17 protein-coding genes are annotated in these 21,022 nt (G+C 68.7%); 4 read left to right on the forward strand and 13 right to left on the reverse strand.

Annotation, left to right across the window (positions count from 1 at the left end; translation table 11 throughout):
* Nucleotides 1-322 precede the first annotated feature (322 nt).
* The 3 genes from OHB49_RS13070 to thyX form a co-directional block, all read right to left on the reverse strand.
* Nucleotides 323-2,008: a ribonuclease J gene (locus tag OHB49_RS13070; RefSeq protein ID WP_327127083.1), complete on the reverse strand. Its 1,686-nt coding sequence runs from the start codon at nt 2,006-2,008 to the stop codon at nt 323-325.
* Nucleotides 2,009-2,137: 129 nt separating this feature from the next.
* Nucleotides 2,138-3,037: a 4-hydroxy-tetrahydrodipicolinate synthase gene (dapA, locus tag OHB49_RS13075; protein ID WP_329160406.1), complete on the reverse strand. Its 900-nt coding sequence runs from the start codon at nt 3,035-3,037 to the stop codon at nt 2,138-2,140.
* Nucleotides 3,038-3,189: 152 nt separating this feature from the next.
* Nucleotides 3,190-3,927, reverse strand: a complete 738-nt coding sequence (gene thyX / locus OHB49_RS13080; RefSeq protein ID WP_329160409.1) for an FAD-dependent thymidylate synthase — start codon at nt 3,925-3,927, stop codon at nt 3,190-3,192.
* Between the two features lie 186 nt (nt 3,928-4,113).
* Between thyX and OHB49_RS13085 the strand changes: the two genes are divergently transcribed.
* Both OHB49_RS13085 and OHB49_RS13090 read left to right on the forward strand, forming a co-directional pair.
* Nucleotides 4,114-4,353, forward strand: coding sequence for a hypothetical protein (locus tag OHB49_RS13085; RefSeq protein WP_329160411.1), 240 nt, complete (start codon nt 4,114-4,116; stop codon nt 4,351-4,353).
* A gap of 94 nt (nt 4,354-4,447) precedes the next feature.
* A complete protein-coding gene (locus tag OHB49_RS13090; protein WP_313939496.1) occupies nt 4,448-4,999 on the forward strand; it encodes a hypothetical protein in 552 nt (183 codons plus the stop codon).
* Between the two features lie 263 nt (nt 5,000-5,262).
* On the opposite strand, the gene OHB49_RS13095 is transcribed toward OHB49_RS13090, so the two are convergent.
* From OHB49_RS13095 to eccD, 6 genes are all read right to left on the reverse strand, one after another.
* Nucleotides 5,263-5,757 (reverse strand): tetratricopeptide repeat protein, encoded by a 495-nt coding sequence (locus OHB49_RS13095; protein ID WP_030979824.1) that lies wholly within the window; start codon nt 5,755-5,757, stop codon nt 5,263-5,265.
* A gap of 14 nt (nt 5,758-5,771) precedes the next feature.
* Nucleotides 5,772-6,524, reverse strand: coding sequence for a 4-hydroxy-tetrahydrodipicolinate reductase (gene dapB, locus OHB49_RS13100; protein ID WP_030979823.1), 753 nt, complete (start codon nt 6,522-6,524; stop codon nt 5,772-5,774).
* A 23-nt stretch (nt 6,525-6,547) separates the two neighbouring features.
* Entirely contained in the window at nt 6,548-7,927 is a 1,380-nt protein-coding gene (locus OHB49_RS13105) for a M16 family metallopeptidase (RefSeq protein WP_030979822.1), read from the reverse strand.
* Nucleotides 7,924-10,137 (reverse strand): polyribonucleotide nucleotidyltransferase, encoded by a 2,214-nt coding sequence (locus tag OHB49_RS13110; protein WP_030933195.1) that lies wholly within the window; start codon nt 10,135-10,137, stop codon nt 7,924-7,926. The genes OHB49_RS13105 and OHB49_RS13110 overlap by 4 nt, the downstream gene beginning before the upstream one ends.
* A gap of 334 nt (nt 10,138-10,471) precedes the next feature.
* The gene (gene rpsO, locus OHB49_RS13115; protein WP_018551846.1) at nt 10,472-10,762 is read right to left on the reverse strand and encodes a 30S ribosomal protein S15; all 291 of its coding nucleotides are present in this window, start codon (nt 10,760-10,762) and stop codon (nt 10,472-10,474) included.
* 240 nt (nt 10,763-11,002) lie between these two features.
* Nucleotides 11,003-12,484: a type VII secretion integral membrane protein EccD gene (gene eccD / locus OHB49_RS13120; RefSeq protein ID WP_329160412.1), complete on the reverse strand. Its 1,482-nt coding sequence runs from the start codon at nt 12,482-12,484 to the stop codon at nt 11,003-11,005.
* A 187-nt stretch (nt 12,485-12,671) separates the two neighbouring features.
* Between eccD and eccCa the strand changes: the two genes are divergently transcribed.
* Together eccCa and OHB49_RS13130 are read left to right on the forward strand one after the other, a co-directional pair.
* Nucleotides 12,672-16,631: a type VII secretion protein EccCa gene (gene eccCa / locus OHB49_RS13125; protein WP_329160415.1), complete on the forward strand. Its 3,960-nt coding sequence runs from the start codon at nt 12,672-12,674 to the stop codon at nt 16,629-16,631.
* 237 nt (nt 16,632-16,868) lie between these two features.
* The gene (locus tag OHB49_RS13130; RefSeq protein ID WP_030979819.1) at nt 16,869-17,102 is read left to right on the forward strand and encodes a DUF397 domain-containing protein; all 234 of its coding nucleotides are present in this window, start codon (nt 16,869-16,871) and stop codon (nt 17,100-17,102) included.
* Between the two features lie 69 nt (nt 17,103-17,171).
* Here OHB49_RS13130 and OHB49_RS13135 read toward each other — a convergent pair whose 3' ends face one another.
* The 4 genes from OHB49_RS13135 to eccB all read right to left on the reverse strand — a co-directional run bounded on the left by OHB49_RS13135 (nt 17,172) and on the right by eccB (nt 20,961).
* Entirely contained in the window at nt 17,172-17,477 is a 306-nt protein-coding gene (locus OHB49_RS13135; RefSeq protein WP_030979818.1) for a WXG100 family type VII secretion target, read from the reverse strand.
* A 52-nt stretch (nt 17,478-17,529) separates the two neighbouring features.
* Nucleotides 17,530-17,880 carry a WXG100 family type VII secretion target gene (locus OHB49_RS13140; RefSeq protein ID WP_030979817.1) on the reverse strand — a complete coding sequence of 117 codons (351 nt, stop codon included), beginning with the start codon at nt 17,878-17,880 and terminating at the stop codon, nt 17,530-17,532.
* A gap of 260 nt (nt 17,881-18,140) precedes the next feature.
* Nucleotides 18,141-19,364 (reverse strand): type VII secretion-associated serine protease mycosin, encoded by a 1,224-nt coding sequence (gene mycP, locus OHB49_RS13145; protein WP_329160419.1) that lies wholly within the window; start codon nt 19,362-19,364, stop codon nt 18,141-18,143.
* Between the two features lie 46 nt (nt 19,365-19,410).
* Nucleotides 19,411-20,961: a type VII secretion protein EccB gene (gene eccB / locus OHB49_RS13150; RefSeq protein WP_329160421.1), complete on the reverse strand. Its 1,551-nt coding sequence runs from the start codon at nt 20,959-20,961 to the stop codon at nt 19,411-19,413.
* Nucleotides 20,962-21,022 lie beyond the last annotated feature (61 nt).

Here is a 21,022-nt window from a genome sequence, read left to right on the forward strand (position 1 = left end):
TCCGATTCCCGGTCGAAGCGGGTTCCGCTTTCCAGTTCTTCGCTTTCGCGTTTCCCTTTTCGGCGGTTCCAACCTTACCAGACTCTTTTTCGTTCCGTTTCCGGTCCGAATTTGATTCCGGTGGCCTTTGGAGTGGCCTTTGCCTTTCGGCGGACCCGACTTTATCAGAAGTTCCGAGTCGGAATTCCCGCCCCCTGCGGGGTGACCTCCACGCACGAGTGCGCGGGGTGCTTCCCGGTCAGGCGGAGCCGTAAACGTACTGGAGCGGGGCGCCCCGATGCAAATCGGGGGCCCCGCTCCGGAGTTCGCTCCTGTCGGGGCGTCAGACCTCGACGACGACGGGAAGGATCATCGGGCGCCGGCGGTAGGTGTCGGAGACCCACTTGCCCATCGAGCGGCGGACCAGTTGCTGGAGCTGGTGCGGCTCCACCACGCCGTCCTGGGCGGACTTGTTGAGCGCTTCCTCGATCTTCGGCACGACGGCGGTGAATGCCGCATCGTCGATACCGGAGCCCCGGGCCTGGATGTAGGGACCACCCGTGATCTTGCCGGAGGAGCTGTCGACCACGATGAAGACCGAGATGATGCCCTCGTCACCGAGGATGCGACGGTCCTTGAGGGAGGTCTCCGTGACGTCTCCGACCGAGAGGCCGTCGACGTACACATAACCGGCCTGGACCTTGCCGACGATCTTGGCCTTGCCGTCGACGAGGTCGACGACCACGCCGTCCTCAGCGATGACGATGTGGTCCTTGGGTACGCCGGTGAGCGCACCCAGTTCGGCGTTGGCCCGCAGGTGACGCCATTCGCCGTGGACCGGCATCAGGTTCTTCGGCTTGCAGATGTTGTAGAAGTACAGCAGCTCGCCGGCCGAGGCGTGGCCCGAGACGTGGACCTTGGCGTTGCCCTTGTGGACGACGTTGGCACCCCAGCGGGTCAGGCCGTTGATCACGCGGTAGACCGCGTTCTCGTTCCCCGGGATCAGGGACGACGCGAGGATCACCGTGTCGCCCTGGACGATCCGGATCTGGTGGTCGCGGTTGGCCATGCGGGACAGTGCGGCCATCGGCTCGCCCTGGGAACCCGTACAGACCAGCACGACCTCGTCGTCCGGCAGGTCGTCGAGGGTCTTGACGTCGACGACCAGGCCCGCGGGGACCTTCAGATAACCGAGGTCACGGGCGATGCCCATGTTGCGGACCATCGAACGGCCGACGAAGGCGACCCGGCGGCCGTACTCGTGTGCCGCGTCGAGGATCTGCTGGATGCGGTGCACGTGGCTGGCGAAGCTCGCCACGATGATGCGCTTCTGGGCGTTCGCGAAGACCGTGCGCAGGACGTTGGAGATGTCCCGCTCGGGCGGTACGAAGCCGGGGACCTCTGCGTTCGTCGAGTCGGAGAGGAGAAGGTCGATGCCTTCTTCGCTCAGTCGGGCGAAAGCGTGCAGGTCGGTGAGACGACCGTCCAGCGGAAGCTGGTCCATCTTGAAGTCACCGGTCGCGACCGCCATGCCCGCGGGCGTGCGGATGGCGACCGCAAGAGCGTCCGGGATGGAGTGGTTGACCGCGATGAACTCGCAGTCGAAGACGCCGATGCGCTCGCGCTGGCCCTCGGCGACTTCGAGGGTGTACGGACGGATGCGGTGCTCCTGGAGCTTCGCCTCGATCAGGGCGAGGGTCAGCTTGGAGCCGATGAGCGGGATGTCCGGCTTCAGCCGCAGCAGATACGGGACACCACCGATGTGGTCCTCGTGGCCGTGCGTGAGGACGATGCCCTCGACGTCGTCGAGACGGTCCCGGATCGTGGTGAAGTCCGGCAGGATCAGGTCGATTCCGGGCTGCTCCTCCTCAGGGAAGAGCACTCCGCAGTCGACGATGAGCAGGCGGCCGCCATACTCGAATACCGTCATGTTGCGGCCGATTTCGCCGAGGCCGCCCAACGGGGTGACGCGGAGGCCACCCTTCGGGAGCTTCGGCGGGGTGCCGAGTTCGGGGTGCGGATGACTCAAAAGACTCTCCTTACCACGCACGCCACGTACCGCTGAGGCACGTGGCGCGCATGTCATTCGTGCACTTGCTGTTGTCTGTGTTGTCGCTGTTGCGAGTTTTCTTCGCGTATTCAGTTGTGAAGTCTGTGGTTACAGCTGTACCCCACCGGCGGCGAGATCGATCTTGAGCTGCGCCGATTCCTGTGCGGTGAGTTCCACCAGAGGGAGGCGCAGCGGGCCGGCGGGCAGGCCCTGGAGGGCGAGCGCGGCCTTGGTGGTGATCACGCCCTGGGTGCGGAACATGCCGGTGAAGACCGGCAGGAGCTTCTGATGGATCTCCGTGGCCTTCTGGACGTCTCCACCGAGGTACGCCTCGATGAGGGCGCGCAGGTCGGGGGTGACGACGTGGCCGACGACGGAGACGAAGCCGATGGCGCCGACCGAGAGCAGCGGCAGGTTGAGCATGTCGTCGCCGGAGTACCAGGCGAGGCCGGACCGGGCGATGGCCCAGCTGGCGCGGCCCAGGTCGCCCTTGGCGTCCTTGTTGGCGACGATGCGCGGGTGCTCGGCGAGCCGGACCAGCGTCTCTGTGTCGATCGGCACACCGCTGCGGCCGGGAATGTCGTAGAGCATCACCGGCAGACCGGTGGCGTCCGCGATGGCCGTGAAGTGGCGGAAGAGGCCTTCCTGCGGCGGCTTGTTGTAGTACGGCGTCACCGCGAGAAGGCCGTGGGCGCCGGCGCGCTCGGCCGTGCGGGCCAGCTCGACGCTGTGGCGGGTGTCGTTCGTGCCGATGCCGGCGACGACATGGGCCCGGTCCCCCACGGCTTCCAGGACAGCCCGTACGAGCTGGTCTTTCTCCGCGTCGCTGGTGGTCGGGGACTCGCCGGTGGTGCCATTGATGATCAGGCCGTCATTGCCTGCGTCCACCAGATGGGCGGCGAGCCGCTGGGCGCCGTCGAGGTCGAGTGCGCCGTCCGCCGTGAAGGGCGTGACCATAGCGGTGAGGACCCGCCCGAAGGGGGTCTGCGGAGTGGAGATCGGAGCCATGGGTAACACGCTACTCGTTGCTAAGCGCGCGGTGTCCCCTCGGGGGGACAAGGGATAGGAGCCCGGCACTGCCTGCTCGGGGGTTCAAGCAGTGCCGGGTCCGTTTGATCAGCCTAGATGAACTTCACGAAACGCCGCAATACGGACACCGCCTACGGGGCTACGCGTCCATTTTTGTTGAAGGCTGCATGGGTGAGCGGCATGAGCTGCGCCCACTGCTCCTCCATCTGTTCACCGACCATTTCGATCTCCCGCTGGGGGAAGGACGGCACCTTCGCCAGCTCGTGCTGGGTGCGCAGGCCGAGGAAGTGCATCAGCGAGCGGGCATTGCACGTCGCGTACATCGACGAGAACAGCCCCACCGGGAGCACGGCGCGGGCGACCTCGCGGGCCACTCCGGCGGCGAGCATCTCCTGGTAGGCCTCGTACGCCTGGCGGTACGAGTCCTCCATCACACGGCCCGTGAGCTCCTGCTGGGCCGCGGTGCCCTCGACGAACTCGTACTTGCCGGGGCGGCCCTCCTGGACGAGTTTGCGAGCCTCACCGGGGACGTAGAAGACCGGCTCCAGCTCCCTGTAGCGGCCCGATTCCTCGTTGTACGACCAGCCGACCCGGTGGCGCATGAACTCGCGGAACACAAAGATCGGGGCGCTGATGAAGAACGTCATCGAGTTGTGCTCGAACGGGGACCCGTGGCGGTCGCGCATCAGGAAATTGATGAGCCCCTTCGAACGCTCCGGGTCCTTGCTGACCTCCTCCAGGGACTGCTCTCCGGCCGTGGAGACACGGGCGGCGAACAGGACGTCGGAGTCGGCCGCGGAGTGCTTCACCAGCTCGACGGTGACATCGTTGCGGAAGCTGGGCTTTGCGGGCTCGGGGGTCTCGGTCACCGGCGGGGTCCTTCCAATTGCGTCGCTCGGGCGGCGCCCACTCTACGGGCCGCCACCGACATCGAGGCGCGGAAGGCCCGTCCGGGGATTTCTTCGGCCAATCAGGTGATTCGGGGCACCGAATGGGCGCGCCGTGCGTCTGACTCTGTAGCAGCACCTGTAACAGAGATCAAGGAGAGCTTCCTCATGTTCCGCCGGCGTGAAGCCGTCCCGTTCGCCTTCGTGGCCGAGGCCGACCGATTCCGTAGCAACGTCACGCCACCGCCCCGGGAACGCGCCACCGCCGCCCAGCTGGCGGGCCGTTCCCTCGTAGGACTGACGGTGCTCGCCGGCCTTGCCGGATCACTGATCCTCGGTCTTCCCGCGCTTGCCCCGGCCGACGCTCCCTCGCACACTCAGCAGACCGAAGCCGCGCACGGCCCCTGACTCGTACGGGGCCCCTGGGGTGGTAGTGGCGGTGGCCTGCTAGATAGCCTCACCGGGCACAGCAATCGAGCGTGCTTGTGAGTGAGGATCAGTCGTGCCCCTGCCCTTTCTGACGGCCGACCGCGCGTTTGACGCGAGCGCTGAGGACATCGCGCTGCCGTTCGACGACCACGACAGCTGGCGGCGCCCCTACCGCCCCGGGCCGTGGCGGGTCGCCGCGGCGGCCACCCTGTTGTTGCTCGCCTCGTACGTGCTGATCGCAGGAATGATCATCGCGTTCGCAGGGGCGCTGCCCGGTGCCGCGGCATGCCTCGGGCTCGCCCTTGTGGTGATCCTCTGTGCCCTGCGGATGCTTCGGGTCGGCGCCTGGGTGAGCCGGCACGGAGTCCGGCGGGTGGGCTTCTTCATAACGACGACCGTGCCGTGGAACCGGGTCACCGCTGTCCGTACGGTGCAGCAGCCGGTGAAGTGGCTCGGATTCCCGCGCACGGTGCAGGGACAGGCCCTGATCGTCGTACGTCTGGGTGGCGAGGCCGTTCCGCCGCTGCTCACCGACAGCAACGCGGACTTCCTGGGGCGCAGCGAGGCCTTCGACCGGGCCGCGGACACGATAGAGGCCTGGGACGACGAGTACCGGCTCAGCTAGGGTCTTTCGTTTGGATCAGGCTGGATCAGGGAGCGGGGTCCGGTGCGCGCAGCTGCAAGGCGGAGGAAGGACCCCACGCGGAGCGAATGGGGTCTCCCCCGCTCGAGCGAAGCCGAGAGCTCGGGGAAGACTGACGACAACGCCGCAGATGTGCGTGCCAGACCCCGCGAGCCCAGCGCGATCCAAACGAAAGACCCTAGTGCTCCGAGCCCGCCCGGCGGCCGGTTCTGTCCGCGGTTGCCGGACGAGCCCGGAGGATGTCCTCAGTCGCCGGACGAGCTCGACGTGACCGACGGGGCCGATGCGGCCGCCCGGTTTGATGTGCTCATGTGCAGGGCGATGGCGCGCTGCATGGCCTTGCGGGCGCGCGGGGTGTCCCGGGCGTCCTGGTAGGCGACGGCGAGCCGGAACCAGCAGCGCCAGTCGTCCGGGGAGTCCTCGGTCTCCTCGCGGCGCCGCACGAAGACGGCGTCGGCCGAGTCGCGGTCGATACGACCGGCCGGGGTTCGGACCAGCTCGTCGACGGGCAGGCCGCCCTCGGCGTCCAGCTCTGCGGCGAGGGCGTTGGCCCTGCGGACGAACTGCGTGTTCTTCCAGAGGAACCAGATGCCGATCACCGGCAGGATCAGCACCGCGACCCCGAAGGTGACCGTGAGCAGTGTGCCGTGCTCGATGAGCAGCAGGCCACGGCTGCCGACCAGGGCGAAGTAGAAGACCAGGACGGCGGCGGTGACGGAGTAAGTGATCTTTGCGCGCATGGCGGTGGGCTCAGTCAGTTCAGGTCGAGGAAGTGTTCCAGGCCGAAGGTGAGGCCCGGAGTGGTCACCACACGGCGTGCACCCAGCAGGATGCCCGGCATGAAGCTGCTGTGGTGCAGGGAGTCGTGGCGGATGGTGAGGGTCTCGCCCTCGCCGCCGAGCAGCACCTCCTGGTGGGCGAGGAGGCCACGGAGCCTGATCGCGTGGACCGGGACGCCGTCGACGTTCGCACCGCGGGCGCCGTCGAGCGCCGTGGCCGTGGCGTCGGGCTGCTGGGCGCAGCCGGCCTTCTTCCGGGCTTCGGCGATCAGCTGGGCAGTGCGGGTGGCGGTGCCGGAGGGGGCGTCGACCTTGTTGGGGTGGTGCAGTTCGACGACTTCGACGGACTCGAAGTAGCGTGCGGCCTGCTCCGCGAACTTCATGGTGAGAACGGCGCCGATGGAGAAGTTCGGTGCGATGAGCACACCGGTCTCCGGCGCGCCGGAGAGCCAGGTGTTCAGCTGCGCGAGCCGTTCGTCGGTCCAGCCGGTGGTGCCGACGACCGCGTTGATTCCGTGCCGAATGCAGAAGTCGAGGTTTCCCATCACCGACGCGGGTGTGGTGAGTTCGACCGCGACCTGGGCGCCGGTCTCCGCGAGCGTCTCCAGCTTGTCGCCGCGGCTGAGTGCGGCCACCAGTTCCATGTCGTCGGCGGCCTCGACGGCTCGTACCGCTTCGGATCCGATACGGCCCTTGGCGCCGAGAACGGCCACGCGCAGCTTGCTCATTGCTCTGCTTCCTTACGGGTGGATTAGGAGACCGCTTCGTCGAGGCGGCCGGCCTGCTTGTCCTTGAGCGGACCGATGACGGAGAGCGAGGGGCGCTGTCCGAGTACCTCGCCGGCCACTGCCCGGACGTCGTCCGGCGTGACCTGCGCTATCCGGCTCAGCATGTCGTCGACCGACATCTGCTCGCCCCAGCACAGCTCGCTCTTGCCGATGCGGTTCATCAGGGCGCCGGTGTCCTCCAGGCCGAGGACGGTGGAGCCGGAGAGCTGGCCGATGGCGCGGCCGATCTCTTCGTCGCTCAATCCGTCGGACGCTACCCGGTCGAGTTCGTCGCGGCAGATCTTCAGGACGTCGTGGACCTGGCTGGGCCGGCATCCCGCGTACACGCCGAAGAGCCCGCAGTCGGCGAAGCCCGAGGTGTACGAGTACACGCTGTAGGCGAGGCCGCGCTTCTCCCGTACCTCCTGGAAGAGGCGGGAGCTCATTCCACCGCCCAGGGCGGTGTTGAGTACGCCGAGTGCCCAGCGGCGGTCGTCGGTACGGGCGAGGCCCGGGACGCCGAGGACGACATGGGCCTGCTCGGTCTTGCGGTTCAGCAGCTCGACCCGGCCCGCGGTGCGCAGGGTGCGGGAGCCTTCGCGGGGTGCGACCGGGACGGCTTCCGTGCGGGACAGGGCACCGGCGCGCTCGAAGGCCTTGCGGACCTGGCGTACGACCGTGGCGTGGTCGACGTTGCCGGCGGCGGCGACGACCAGGTGGGTGGGGTCGTAGTGCTTCTTGTAGAAGCGGGCGATCTGGCCGCGGTTCAGCGCGTTGATCGTGTCGACGGTGCCGAGGACCGGGCGGCCCAGGGGCGTGTCGCCGAGCATCGTGTGCGCGAACAGGTCGTGCACGCAGTCGCCCGGGTCGTCCTCGGTCATCGCGATCTCTTCGAGGATGACGCCACGCTCGGCGTCGACGTCCTCGGCGGCGATCAGCGAGCCGGTCAGCATGTCGCAGACGACATCGATGGCCAGCGGCAGGTCGGTGTCGAGGACCCGCGCGTAGTAGCAGGTGTACTCCTTCGCCGTGAAGGCGTTCATCTCGCCGCCGACCGCGTCGATCGCGGACGAGATGTCGAGGGCGCTGCGCTTGGCCGTGCCCTTGAAGAGGAGGTGCTCGAGGTAGTGCGTCGCGCCGTTCAGGCTGGGCGTTTCGTCGCGTGATCCGACGTTGGCCCAGATACCGAAGGTGGCGGAGCGTACGGAGGGCAGGGTCTCGGTGACGATCCGGAGGCCGCCGGGGAGGACCGTGCGGCGAACGGTGCCGATGCCGTTGGTGCCCTTGAGAAGCGTTTGGGTACGGGCGACGGCCCGCGCCTCCGAGGAGGTGCGGGCCGTCGCCACGGAACTACGGGACGTCACTTGGCAGCGTCGTCCTTCTTCTCGTCCTCTTCGCCCTCGATCACGGGGATGAGGGAGAGCTTGCCGCGGGAGTCGATCTCGGCGATCTCGACCTGGACCTTGGCTCCGACCGCGACCACGTCCTCGACGTTCTCCACACGCTTGCCACCGGCGAGCTTGCGGATCTGCGAGATGTGCAGCAGGCCGTCCTTGCCCGGCATGAGCGAGACGAACGCACCGAAGGTGGTGGTCTTGACGACCGTACCCAGGTAACGCTCGCCGACCTCCGGCATGGTCGGGTTGGCGATCGCGTTGATCGTGGCGCGCGCGGCCTCGGCCTGCGAGCCCTGCTGGGCACCGATGTAGATGGTGCCGTCGTCCTCGATCGTGATGTCGGCGCCGGTGTCCTCCTGGATCTGGTTGATCATCTTGCCCTTGGGGCCGATGACCTCACCGATCTTGTCCACCGGGATCTTGACGGTGATGATCCGCGGGGCGTTCGGGGACATCTCGTCCGGGACGTCGATGGCCTCGTTCATCACATCGAGGATGTGGAGGCGGGCGTCGCGGGCCTGCTTCAGCGCGGCAGCCAGGACCGAGGCGGGGATGCCGTCGAGCTTGGTGTCGAGCTGGAGCGCGGTGACGAACTGCTTCGTACCGGCGACCTTGAAGTCCATGTCACCGAACGCGTCCTCGGCACCGAGGATGTCGGTCAGGGCGACGTAGTGGGTCTTGCCGTCGATCTCCTGGGAGATCAGACCCATGGCGATACCGGCGACGGCGGCCTTGAGCGGCACACCGGCGTTCAGCAGCGACATGGTGGAGGCGCAGACCGAGCCCATGGACGTCGAGCCGTTGGAGCCCAGCGCCTCGGAGACCTGGCGGATCGCGTAGGGGAACTCCTCGCGCGACGGCAGCACCGGCACGATGGCGCGCTCGGCGAGCGCACCGTGGCCGATCTCGCGGCGCTTGGGCGAGCCCACGCGGCCGGTCTCACCGACGGAGTACGGCGGGAAGTTGTAGTTGTGCATGTAGCGCTTGCGGGTCACCGGGGAGAGGGTGTCCAGCTGCTGCTCCATGCGGAGCATGTTGAGGGTGGTGACGCCCAGGATCTGGGTCTCGCCACGCTCGAACAGCGCCGAGCCGTGCACGCGCGGGATGGCCTCGACCTCGGCGGCGAGCGTACGGATGTCCGTGACGCCACGGCCGTCGATGCGGACCTTGTCCTTGATGACGCGCTCGCGGACCAGCTTCTTGGTCAGCGCGCGGTAGGCACCGGAGATCTCCTTCTCGCGGCCCTCGAACTGCGGGAGCAGCTTCTCGCCGGCGATCTCCTTGATGCGATCCAGCTCGGCCTCGCGCTCCTGCTTGCCGGCGATGGTGAGCGCCTTGGCGAGCTCGGTGCTGACGGCGGCGGTGAGCGCCTCCAGGACGTCGTCCTGGTAGTCGAGGAAGACCGGGAACTCGCCGGTGGGCTTGGCAGCCTTGGCGGCGAGCTCCGACTGGGCCTTGCAGAGGGCCTTGATGAACGGCTTCGCGGCCTCGAGACCGGCGGCGACGACCTCTTCGGTCGGGGCCTCGGCGCCGTCCTTGACCAGCTGGATGGTCTTCTCGGTGGCCTCGGCCTCGACCATCATGATCGCGACGTCGCCGTCCTCCAGGACGCGACCGGCGACGACCATGTCGAAGACGGCGTCCTCGAGCTCGGTGTGCGTCGGGAAGGCGACCCACTGGCCCTTGATCAGAGCGACACGGGTGCCACCGATCGGGCCCGAGAAGGGCAGGCCGGCCAGCTGCGTGGAGCAGGAGGCGGCGTTGATCGCGATCACGTCGTACAGGTGATCGGGGTTGAGCGCCATGATCGTCTCGACGATCTGGATCTCGTTGCGCAGGCCCTTCTTGAAGGAGGGGCGCAGCGGCCGGTCGATCAGACGGCAGGTGAGGATCGCGTCCTCGGAGGGGCGGCCCTCGCGGCGGAAGAAGGAGCCGGGGATCTTGCCCGCGGCGTACTGCCGCTCCTCGACGTCCACCGTGAGGGGGAAGAAGTCGAGCTGGTCCTTCGGCTTCTTGGAAGCCGTGGTGGCCGACAGCACCATGGTGTCGTCGTCCAGGTACGCAACGGCGGAGCCGGCGGCCTGCTTGGCCAGGCGGCCCGTCTCGAAGCGGATGGTGCGGGTGCCGAAGGTTCCGTTGTCGATAACGGCCTCGGCGTAGTGGGTCTCGTTCTCCACTAGCGTTTTCTCCGATACATATCGTCTTCTCGCCCCCACGCCCGTGTGGCGGGGGACGGTGCGGAGAAGCGCTCCATCGGCGGGCCGGTCTTCGATCGAAGCACCCGGGTTGCTCTGTCCGGGGGCCACTACCGAGGACCGGCGGCGGGGAGGCTGCTTCTTCCGCTCGTCTGCGGGACGTTCCGGGACCAGGTTACTGAGATTCGGCTCAGCTTGGCATTCCGGTCGACCGGGCGAGCCGGTCACGTCCCTTACATGCTGTTGCACGCACACCTGTACGTACAACAAAGGGAGCGGTTCCCTCAGTCGTGGGAACCGCTCCCTTCACGGCGTCTTACTTGGCGCCGCCGGCCGCACCGCGGCGGATGCCGAGGCGGTCGACCAGGGCACGGAAGCGCTGGATGTCCTTCTTGGCCAGGTACTGCAGGAGGCGGCGACGCTGGCCGACCAGGATCAGCAGACCACGGCGGGAGTGGTGGTCGTGCTTGTGCGTCTTGAGGTGCTCCGTCAGGTCCGAGATGCGACGGGAGAGCATGGCCACCTGGACCTCGGGGGAACCGGTGTCGCCCTCCTTCTGCGCGAACTCGGTCATGATCTGCTTCTTCGTAGCGGCGTCGAGCGGCACGCGGTACTCCTCTTGGTGTTCGATGCGCCCACGAGTGCCCCTGGTCTTGATCTCAGGGGGTCTTCCGTTACTCGAGGACGAAGGTCCGATGAGCGCAGCCCTCAGGATGATCCGGGGGCGCGTACACAAACGGCCGTCACACAGCGTACCAGGCCGGAAGAGCCGGATTGCCCGGGGCATCCGGGTACCGCTTCGTCCTCAGTCGCCGGACGGACTCAACCGTACCCGGCTGGGGTCGGTTCAGCTGGTGAGGGCTCTCGCTCTGGCGAAGACGTCCAGTACTGCCAGGCAGAGCGGGACCAGGGAGAGGAGGAGGGCGCTCTCCGTGAGATCGAGGAGGCGGCCCCAGAACGGGGAGAGGCCCTTGCGGGGAATGATCAGGCCGATCGCAGTCAGAAGTGCGGCGCCGGCGGCCACGGCCGCGGAGAGCCAGACCGTACGGATGTCCAGGGAGCCGCTGTCCCCGTACCGGGCCAGCTCCCTCACCAGGTCGGCCGGCGGGTTCAGGGAGAGGCCGAGGATCAGCAGTGCGACCGCGCCGATGCCCGCCACCAGGACGCAGGCGACCTGCGAGGTGTAGCGGAAAAGACGGGCACGCAGCAGCATCGCGAGGCCGGCGGCGAGGGCGAGGAGACGGCCCCAGACGTTGCCGGAGAAGCCCAGGACGGCGGCGGAACCGACGACGACGGCCGCGCAGCCCCCCACCAGGCCGAGCAGCATCTCGTGGCCGCGGCGGGCCTGGGCGGCGATGCGGTCGGCGTCGACGGGGACGCCTTCGGGATCCGGAGAGGTGTTCGGGTCCGCGAAGCTGTCGTCGTAACCTCCCGGAGCGGTGCGTGGCGACGCGTAACCGATGGGCAGCCGGGCGAAGCGGGCGGAGAGGCCGGGCAGGAAGGCGACGAGGCCGAGGGCGACCGGGGCGCAGACCGCAGCGGTCCCGGTGGCGGAGACCCCGGTGAGGATCGCCACGAAGGTGGCGAGGGTGCCGACGGTGGCGACGAAGGTCGCCGCGACGAACGGGGCGTCGCCGCTCGGGGTCAGAGCGACCAGGACGACGGACGCGACCAGGACGGACACGCAGCCGAGCAGGAACTGCAGCCGGCCGGGGCCCTGGCCGGCGTCCGGACCGATGATGCCGGAGCCTGCGATGAGTACGAGGGGCAGCGCGCCGAGGCCGAGCGCGACCGCGGTGGCGCGGTCCCCGTAGACCCGGGCGCGTACCCCCGCGAACGCGGTGAGCAGCAGTCCGGCGGAGCCCGCGATGATGCCGGGCAGGCTGTGCATGTCGTGCCGGAAGGGGTCGGCGAACCAGAGGACGAAGCCCATCAGCACGAGGAGCAGTACGCCACCCAGCAGACCGGCGCCGCGCAGCAGTTCGTCGCTCCACAGGTGGCGGTCCCGGGTGACGGCCGAGGCGACGGCGTCCGACACGTCGTCGAAGACGGCGGGCGGCAGTGACTGCGCGAACGGGCGCAGGCTGAGCAGTTCGCCGTCGAGCACCTGCTGGGCGGCGAGCGTGCGCGCGCCGTCGAGCACCGTGCCGTCGCGGCGCACCAGGTGGTAGCCGGTGGGGTTGCCGGCCGCCTGGGTCTGGCCGGTGAGTCGGAGGATCTCCGGGTAGATGTCGGCGACTGCGATGTCCTCCGGCAGGGCGACGTCGATCCGGCTGTCGGGCGCCACGACAGTGACGCGGCAGAAGCCCGTCGCTGCAGTCGTACTCACGTGTCTGGTCCCCCTGATTCGCGGTTGCGCACGGTGCGCGCGCCACCCTACCGGGAGGAGGAAAGGTCATCGGCAAGTAGGATCACCGTCGCGCGGAGGGACGTCCGCAAGCAAAGGCAGCCACGGGGGGCTTCGGTGCGGGTTCGACCGGTCTTCCGCCCGTCCGTACCGAGGGATTGATGTTCCGGTGAGCCAGATCGTCGTGAAACGACCTCCGCGGTCCCTGCCGCCCGAAGTGCCCACGGACGAGTTGACGTTGGAGGCCCCTCCCGAACTGCCGCGCGGGCAGCAGGAGGGCATGCTGATGCAGATCCTGCCGGTGCTCGGCATGGGTTCGTCGGTGGTCTTCTTCTTCTCGCCGCAGGCTCCTCCGTTCATGCGCATCATGGGCGTTCTGATGCTTGTCTCGACCGTCGGCATGGTGGTCGCGCAGCTGGTCCGGCACCGCCGCGGTACGCAGGGGCAAATGGCAGATGTGCGGCGCGACTACCTCAAATACCTGGCGCAGACGCGGCGTACGGTGCGCCGGACCGCGCGCGCCCAGCGCGACGTTCAGCTGTATCTGCAGCCCGCTCCCGAGCAGTTGTGGTCGGTGGTCGCCGAGGGCAGCCGGGTGTGGGAGCGGCGGGTCGGGGACAACGACTTCGGACAGGTACGGGTCGGGCTCGGGGCGCAGCAGCTGTCGACTCCGCTGATCGCCCCGGACACCGCGCCGGTGGACGAGCTGGAGCCGATGTGTGCGGGGGCGATGCAGCAATTCCTCGCTGTGCACGGGGCGTTGGACGGTCTGCCGATGGCCGTGTCGATGCGGGCCTTCTATCACGTGACGGTCTCCGGGCAGCCGGAGGCGGCGCAGTCGGCGGCGCGGGCGCTGGTCGCACAACTGGTGACGCTGCACTCCCCCGAGGACCTGATGGTCGCCGTGGTGGCGGCGCCCGGTGCGGTGCCACGCTGGGACTGGACCAAGTGGCTTCCGCATGCGCAGGTGCCCGGGCAGGTCGACGGGGCCGGTACGAAGCGGTTGATCGGCGACGATCTGGGTGAGCTGGAGCAGCTGCTGGCGAGCCGGCTGGAGGGGCGGCCGCGGTTCGGGCGGGAGAGCCAGCCGCTGCTGGACCAGCCGCACATCGTGGTGGTCCTCGACGGCGGGATGGTGCCGCCGGATTCGTTGTTCGCGGCGGCCGAGGGGCTGCAGGGCGTGACGATCGTCGAGGTCGTCCCGGGTGAGCTCGACGAGCCGCGCGGCGGTCTGTCGGTGGTGGTGCGGCCGGGGCTGCTGCGGCTGGAGTCGGGGGCGGGGCTGGCGTACGAGGGCGTCCCTGACGGGCTGTCGCTGCCCGCGGCCGAGGCGCTGGCCCGGCAGCTCGCACCGCTGCGCATGGGCGGGGGCGACGACGACGAACCGCTGCTCGCCAACCTGGACTTCACGGATCTGCTGAACCTCGGCGATGCGGGTGCGGTCGATGTGGCGCGCACCTGGCGGCCGCGGTCGGTCTCCGAGCGGCTGCGGGTGCCGATCGGGGTCGGCGAGGACGGACAGCCGGTGATGCTGGACCTCAAGGAGGCCGCGCAGGAGGGCATGGGTCCGCACGGGCTGTGTGTCGGCGCGACCGGTTCCGGCAAGTCCGAGCTGCTGCGGACGCTGGTCCTGGGGCTCGCGGTCACGCACTCCTCGGAGACGCTCAACTTCGTGCTGGCGGACTTCAAGGGTGGTGCGACGTTCGCCGGGATGTCGCACATGCCGCACGTGGCGGCGGTCATCACCAACCTGGCGGACGATCTGACGCTCGTCGACCGCATGGGTGACGCGATCCGCGGCGAGCTGCAGCGGCGGCAGGAGCTGCTGCGGTCGGCCGGCAACTACGCCAACATCCACGACTACGAGAAGGCGCGGGCGGCGGGCGCGGCGCTGGAACCGCTGGCCTCGCTGGTCCTGGTCATCGACGAGTTCTCCGAACTGCTGACCGCCAAGCCGGACTTCATCGACATGTTCATCCAGATCGGTCGCATCGGCCGCTCGCTGGGTGTGCATCTGCTGCTCGCCTCGCAGCGCCTGGAGGAGGGCAAGCTACGCGGTCTGGACACCTACCTCTCGTACCGGATCGGACTGCGGACCTTCTCGGCCGCCGAGTCGCGTACGGCGCTGGGGGTGCCCGACGCCTACCACCTCCCGTCGGTGCCGGGTTCCGGCTATCTCAAGTTCGGTACGGACGAGATGACCCGGTTCAAGGCGGCGTACGTGTCGGGGACGTACCGCACGGGCGGGCCCGATCTGCCGGTCGGCGCGCTGCCGGTCGAGCGGCGGCCCGCGGTGTTCAGCGCACTGCCGGTGCCGGTGGTGTACGCGGCGCCGGACCCGGCGCACGTGGTCGCCTCGCGGACGAGTGCGGAGGAAGACGCGCTCTCGGACACGGTGCTCGATGTGATCGTGCGGCGCCTCGAGGGGCAGGGGGTGCCCGCCCATCAGGTGTGGCTTCCGCCGCTCGACCGGGCGCCGACGCTGGACCAGCTGCTGCCGGGGCTCGCGCCGACCGCGGACCGGGGGTTCACGGCGACGGAGTACACGCGGCCGGGCGGGCTGACCGTTCCGCTCGGTCTCATCGACAAGCCGTTCGAACAGCGGCGTGAGGTGCTGTACCGGGACTTCTCCGGTGCGGCGGGTCACATGATGGTGGTCGGCGGTCCGCAGTCCGGCAAGTCGACGATGATGCGGACGCTGATCTCGTCGTTCGCGCTCACCCACACCCCGCACGAAGTGCAGTTCTACGGGCTCGACTTCGGTGGTGGCGGACTGGTCTCACTGGCGGAGCTGCCGCACGTGGGCGGGATGGCGTCGCGACTGGATCCGGAGCGGGTGCGGCGTACGGTCGCCGAGGTCGCGGGGGTGCTGAACCGGCGCGAGGAGTTCTTCCGCGCCCACTCCATCGACTCCGTCGCCACATACCGGCGCAAGCGCGCTCTCGGTGAGCTGCCGGGCGAGCCGTGGGGCGACGTGTTCCTGGTCGTCGACGGCTGGGGCGGCTTCCGGGCCGAGTACGAGATGTTGGAGCAGGTCGTCACGGACATCGCCTCGCGTGGTCTCGGCTACGGCGTCCATGTGGTGATCACGGCCGCCCGGTACATGGAGGTACGTGCCGCGCTCAAGGACCAGATCCTCGGGCGCCTCGAACTGCGGCTCGGCGACGTCATGGACTCCGAGTTCGACCGCAGGGTCGCGGTGAACGTGCCGCAGGGAGTGCCGGGACGCGGCCAGGTTCCGGAGAAGCTGCACTTCATGGGTGCACTGCCGCGCATCGACTCCACCAGCAGCGCGGCGGATCTCTCCGACGGCACGGCGGCCTTCGTCGAGACGGTGAAGTCCAACTGGGCGGGCCCTTCGGCGCCCGCCGTACGGCTGCTGCCGCGGAAACTGCCCGCCGGGCAGTTGCCGAAGGGCTTCGAGTTCCCGCAGCGCGGGATCGCGATCGGTATCGACGAGACCGACCTGGAGCCGGTGTTCGTCGACTTCGAGACAGATCCGTTCTTCCTGATCTTCGGCGAGAGCGAATCGGGGAAGACGAATCTGCTGCGTCTGATCGCGAAGCAGATCGCGGAGCGCTACTCCCCCGACGAGGCGAAGCTCGTCGTCGGCGACTACCGGCGGGCCCTGCTGGGTGCGCTGCCGGAGAGCCATCTGCTGGAGTACGCGCCGATGGCGAGCTCCATGCAGATGCACATGGAGGCGCTGGCCGGTGTGTTCTCGCGCCGGCAGCCGCCGACGGATGTCACGCCGCAGCAGTTGCGCGACCGCAGTTGGTGGACCGGTCCGCAGATCTTCATCATCGTCGACGACTACGACCTGGTGGCGACGAACGCGGGCAACCCGCTCGCCCCGCTCGCGGAGTATCTGCCGTTCGCCCGCGACACGGGTGTCCGGTTCATCATCGCGCGCAACTCGGCGGGGGCCTCGCGATCGATGTACGAGTCGTTCATGCAGCGCATCAAGGAGCTCGGGGCGCAGGGCGTGGTGCTGTCCGGCGATCCGTCCGAGGGCGATCTGATCGGGCCGGTGCGGGGGCATCCGATGCCGCCGGGACGCGGGTACTTCGCCTCGCGTCGGCGGGGGAACCCGCTGGTGCAGATCGGGCGGCTGCCGGAGCAGCGCTGAACCGACGGGACCGGGAGATCTTCCCCGCCGACGACGGGGTGGACCAGTGCCTCAGCAACGTCGCGGGCAACCGCACCCGCGTCGCATGCATGGTCCGACGAGGTTGCCGTGGGGCGCACGCGGTCTCTACCACCGCGGGTCGGAAGCTGTCCATACCGGGCCTGTGGGGCGCGGGAGCGGGGATAGTCTGCACGCGGGCGACGAACATGTTCCGCCGCAGGAGAGGAAAGGCATCTGATGGGCACGCAGCAGGAGAAGGACGAGCTGTACGCACTCGACATCTCGGGGGTCGAGTGGCTGGGTGCGCCCGGTACGGAAGAGGCCGAGGAGCGCGTCGAGATCGCGCATCTGCCGGGCGGGGCCGTGGCGATGCGGTCCTCGCTGGATCCGGAGACGGTGCTGCGGTACACGGAGGCCGAGTGGCGGGCGTTCGTACTGGGGGCGCGGGACGGCGAGTTCGACCTCACGTAGGACGCCGTACGTACAGGAGAAGGGGCACGCTGCGACGAGCGTGCCCCTTCTGCGTGTGCGGTGCCGCGGTCAGTACGCCTCGGTGAACAGGCGCGAGGCCTTCACGTCCGTCGAGCGGTAACTGTCCTTGCCGGACTCGATGATCTTCGCGACGTGCTCCAGGCGGGTCTTCATGTGCTCCGCCTTGCCCTTGTACTTGGACTGGAGGTGCACGTACTCCCCGTGTGCCTCACCGTCCCAGGTGTCGGTGACGACCTTCAGTGCCGCGTCCATCTCCTGGAGGTCCTTGATGATGTTCTGCGAGACCACACGGATGCGGTTCGCCATCTCCTGGACGCTCTCGTACCTGACCTTGGTGTTCGGGTCGGTCGCCATCTGTCTGCTCCTCGGTGCTCGGCGTGTGTACGGAAGGGTGCTGCGGCGCGGCTCAGATGCCGTTCAGCCCGGAGGTGTTGCCGGACGACGCCGGCTCCTTCACCGCGTTGAAGGCCGCGCGGACCTCGTCGTCGTTGGCGTTGCTGAGGTTCTTGGTCTGGCCCACCGCGTTGAGGAGCACGTTGAGGAGCCGGCGGATCTCGTCGTGGTCCTCGTTGATCACGATCTGTGCGGATGTGAATCCCGAGGCGCCGACACCCGTCCATCCCGCGCTGACCGTCGCGAGGATGTCGGCCAGCTCCCTGGACTGCTTGGACACCTGCTCCGCGGTTTCGATGATCTTGTTCTTCGCCTGGACGATCGGATCGTCGGCGAGTCCGAAACCACCTGCGGGGTTGGTCATCCGGAGGTCCTATCTCTGAGTTCCCGGTCCTGTCCGCCCATCGCGGCCAGGGTTCCTGCCTGCCCCGTGTGCTCCGGTCGCGGAGTCGGGGAAGTGCGGGGACGGGGAAGGGCGTGGCAGTGTTCCCACGCCCCGAAATCGGATGCGACCACTTCTCGTTCCCCCGTCACACACGTGAAGTCAGCTACCACCCTAGTCACTTCGTCATCTCTCCCCAACTGCGCTTTATGGGGAGGGATCCACTTCACCGGGTGATGCCGTCATCGCAAACCGCGTCGCCGCCGGACATCGCGGACGACCGTCGCGGTGCCGGCGACCACGGAGATCAGTACGCCCGCTATGGCCAGGGCGTAGGTCGCGTACCGCTCGCTGCGTTCCTGCGAGGTCTCCGACAGCGACAGATGCGCGGGCGAGGGAGCCTGGGCCCGGGGCGGGGCCGGGTCAGGATGCGGGGCATCCTGCGGGGTGTCGTCGCCGGAGAGTGCGCGGACCGGGTCGACGACGCCCCAGCCGACGAAGTCGTCGTGGCCGGTGACGGAGCGTTCGGCGGTCTGCTCGATCCGGGCGACGATCTGGGGCGCGGTCCATTTCGGGTACTTGGCGCGCATCAGGGCGGCGACCCCGGCGACGTACGGAGCGGAGAAACTGGTGCCGTTGTCGGTGCACTGGCCGTTACCGGGGACGGTGGAGACGATGTCGACGCCGGGTGCGGCGACGCCGACGAACGTACCGGCCTGGGAGAAGGCGGCGCGCTCGTTGTTGCGGTCCGACGAGGCGACGGCGAGGACGCCGCCGAAGGCCGCCGGATAGGTGTTCCTCAGCTTGCCGTCCATGCCGTTGTTGCCCGCGGAGGCGACCACGACGACGTCCTTGGTGAGCGCCCTGGCCACTGCCTTCCCCAGCGTGGAATCCGGGGTCAGCGACTTCGTCGTGTCCTGGGAGATGTTGATGACCTGCGCGCCCTCGGCGATCGCGTGGCCGATCGCGGCGGCCATCGTGGTGTCCTTGCCGCTGTTCTTCTCGTCGTTCTGGCGGATCGGGATGATCGTGGCCTCGGGCGCCAGGCCGACGAAGCCGGTGCCCTTGCGGGGGCGGGCGGCGATGATGCCGGCGACCTTGGTCCCGTGGCCGACCTCATCCACGGTGCCGTCGCTCTTGCCGCCCTTGAGGTAGTCGGCGCCCGCGGAGGCGTCGACGGCGGTCTGGAGCTGCGGGTTGGTGTTGTCGACACCGGTGTCGATGACCGCGACGCGGACGCCCTTGCCCTTGGTGTCCTGCCACAGTTCGTCGAGCAGGACCCGCTGCAGCGACCAGGGGCGGCCCTCGTACTGCTTCTTCATCGGGAAGGCGCATTCGCCGCTGCCGTCTATCCCGACGTCGCTCCGGTCGCCCGGGCGCTCCTCGGCGTACGCCGCCTGGGGCGCCGCCAGTGCGGCCAGCGCTGCGGTGGCCGCCGTCAGCAGGGCCGTCTTCCGGTACAACATCTGTTCCTCTCCCCCGAGTTCTACGAGCCGTTCGCGAATATCCCGGTCAGGAGCCCTGGGGCTGGCGAGCGCTGTTGGTGTCGAGTCGCGGGCCCTTGGACAGGAACTCTGACCAGGCGAGCGGGACGAGAGAGGGCGTCACCTTCTCGTATCCCAGCCTGATCTGGGCCTGGCTGGGCTCGGGGCGGCCGTCCGTCCCGCTCTGCTGCTCGCCGGCGCCGATGTCGGAACGCCTGGAATCGCTGTCGCCGTTCGCCTGAACGGCGTACCGCAGTCCGGTGTCGGTCACCAGGAAGAGTGAGCCGTCGGGGCTGGTCTGCTGCCCTCGTACCTGGGTGTAGAGGAGACCGCTGCCGGGGGTGACGTAGGTGCTGGTGCCACCTGCGCTGATGGAGGCGGGGTACGCGGTGCCCGCCCAGGTGCTGAGCGTCGGGCGGCCGTTGCCGTCCACCTTGCGCAGCACGCTGCAGATGGTGTCCCGGTCGCCGCTGCCACCCTCGATGGCGTTCACCTGGCCGGTCCTCCGCGTGGGCCAGCGCCCCGCCTGGCCGGTGAAGGCGGCAGGGTCGGGAACGAACTTCTGGAGTCCGACGGCGCGCGCCTCGCTCTTCAGGTTGAGCACGGCCGTCTGCGGGGAGTTGATCAGCAGCCAGGCGGTGAACTCGGAGACCGGCTGGACCTTGCCGTCGAGGACCACGTAGTGGGTGGTGCCTTCGCCGGTACGGGTCCGCAAAACCATGCCGACCCGGTTCTCCTCCGTGGAGAGCTGTCCGTCGATGTGCGCGTCCGCGCCGACGGTGCCGGGGATCTGCGGGAAGACGATCGGGCTGCCTTCGTTCAGGGTGGCCAGCCAGTCGTCGGTGACGGACTGCGGCTGCCGGCTGCCGACGAGGGCGCCGGTCAGGTGGCCGTTGTCGGCAACGGTCTCGTCGATGCGGTATTTCGTGCCACTCGCATCGACGAGATAGCGGGCGCCGGTCTGACCCTTGACGTACAGGACCTCGCCGCCGCTGAGCCTATGGGCGCCTTCGGTCCGCTTGTTGTCGCGCTCGGCGAAGACGAAGGCGGCCTTCTGCACGGTGTTGCCCTTGCCTCCGGGCTGTTCGCAGACGGCCCACCGCTTGGCCGTGCCCGCGTCGTTCGCCTCGGGCAGCCGGTCGGGGGCGTACGGGATGCCGAGGACCGGTCCGCGAGGCGGCTTGCCCGCGTCGAGGATGTCGTCGGGTACCTGGATGACGTCGTACTGCTGCGGGGTGAGGAGCAGTCGGGCGGAGGCGAGGTTCAGTACGGGATGCAGCAGGGTCTTTTTCTTCTTGCCCTTGCCCGTGGTGAGCACGACATAGCGGGTGGTGGACTGCTTGCCGACGATCACGTTGGTGAAGGGCTTGTCCCAGTCCTTGGGTGCGGTGGGCTTGAACATGCCGTAGGCACCGAAGCCCGCGAGGATCAGCGCCCCGGCCACCATGCTCGGGAGGACGGCGCGCAACGGGCGCGGCGCGCCCTCCTCGGTGCCGGTGGGCGAGGGTTGGAGAAATGCCGCCACCGTGCGCTTCTTCGCAAAGGTGTACGCGTTGAGTTCATCCCGCCGTGATGCCATGAGTCTGCGTGTCTCCCGTGTCTCCCCGCGCGGCTCCAGGAGTTCGCGTCCCCCGACCCCT

It is taken from the genome of Streptomyces sp. NBC_01717, from assembly GCF_036248255.1.
GTDB lineage: Bacteria > Actinomycetota > Actinomycetes > Streptomycetales > Streptomycetaceae > Streptomyces.

Coding starts and splice junctions, on each gene's coding strand:
- dapA (WP_329160406.1), bottom strand. CDS start 3,037: ATGGCTCCGATCTCCACTCCGCAGACCCCCTTCGGGCGGGTCCTCACC.
- OHB49_RS13085 (WP_329160411.1), top strand. CDS start 4,114: ATGTTCCGCCGGCGTGAAGCCGTCCCGTTCGCCTTCGTGGCCGAGGCC.
- OHB49_RS13095 (WP_030979824.1), bottom strand. CDS start 5,757: ATGCGCGCAAAGATCACTTACTCCGTCACCGCCGCCGTCCTGGTCTTC.
- dapB (WP_030979823.1), bottom strand. CDS start 6,524: ATGAGCAAGCTGCGCGTGGCCGTTCTCGGCGCCAAGGGCCGTATCGGA.
- OHB49_RS13130 (WP_030979819.1), top strand. CDS start 16,869: ATGGGCACGCAGCAGGAGAAGGACGAGCTGTACGCACTCGACATCTCG.
- OHB49_RS13135 (WP_030979818.1), bottom strand. CDS start 17,477: ATGGCGACCGACCCGAACACCAAGGTCAGGTACGAGAGCGTCCAGGAG.
- OHB49_RS13140 (WP_030979817.1), bottom strand. CDS start 17,880: ATGACCAACCCCGCAGGTGGTTTCGGACTCGCCGACGATCCGATCGTC.
- mycP (WP_329160419.1), bottom strand. CDS start 19,364: ATGTTGTACCGGAAGACGGCCCTGCTGACGGCGGCCACCGCAGCGCTG.
- eccB (WP_329160421.1), bottom strand. CDS start 20,961: ATGGCATCACGGCGGGATGAACTCAACGCGTACACCTTTGCGAAGAAG.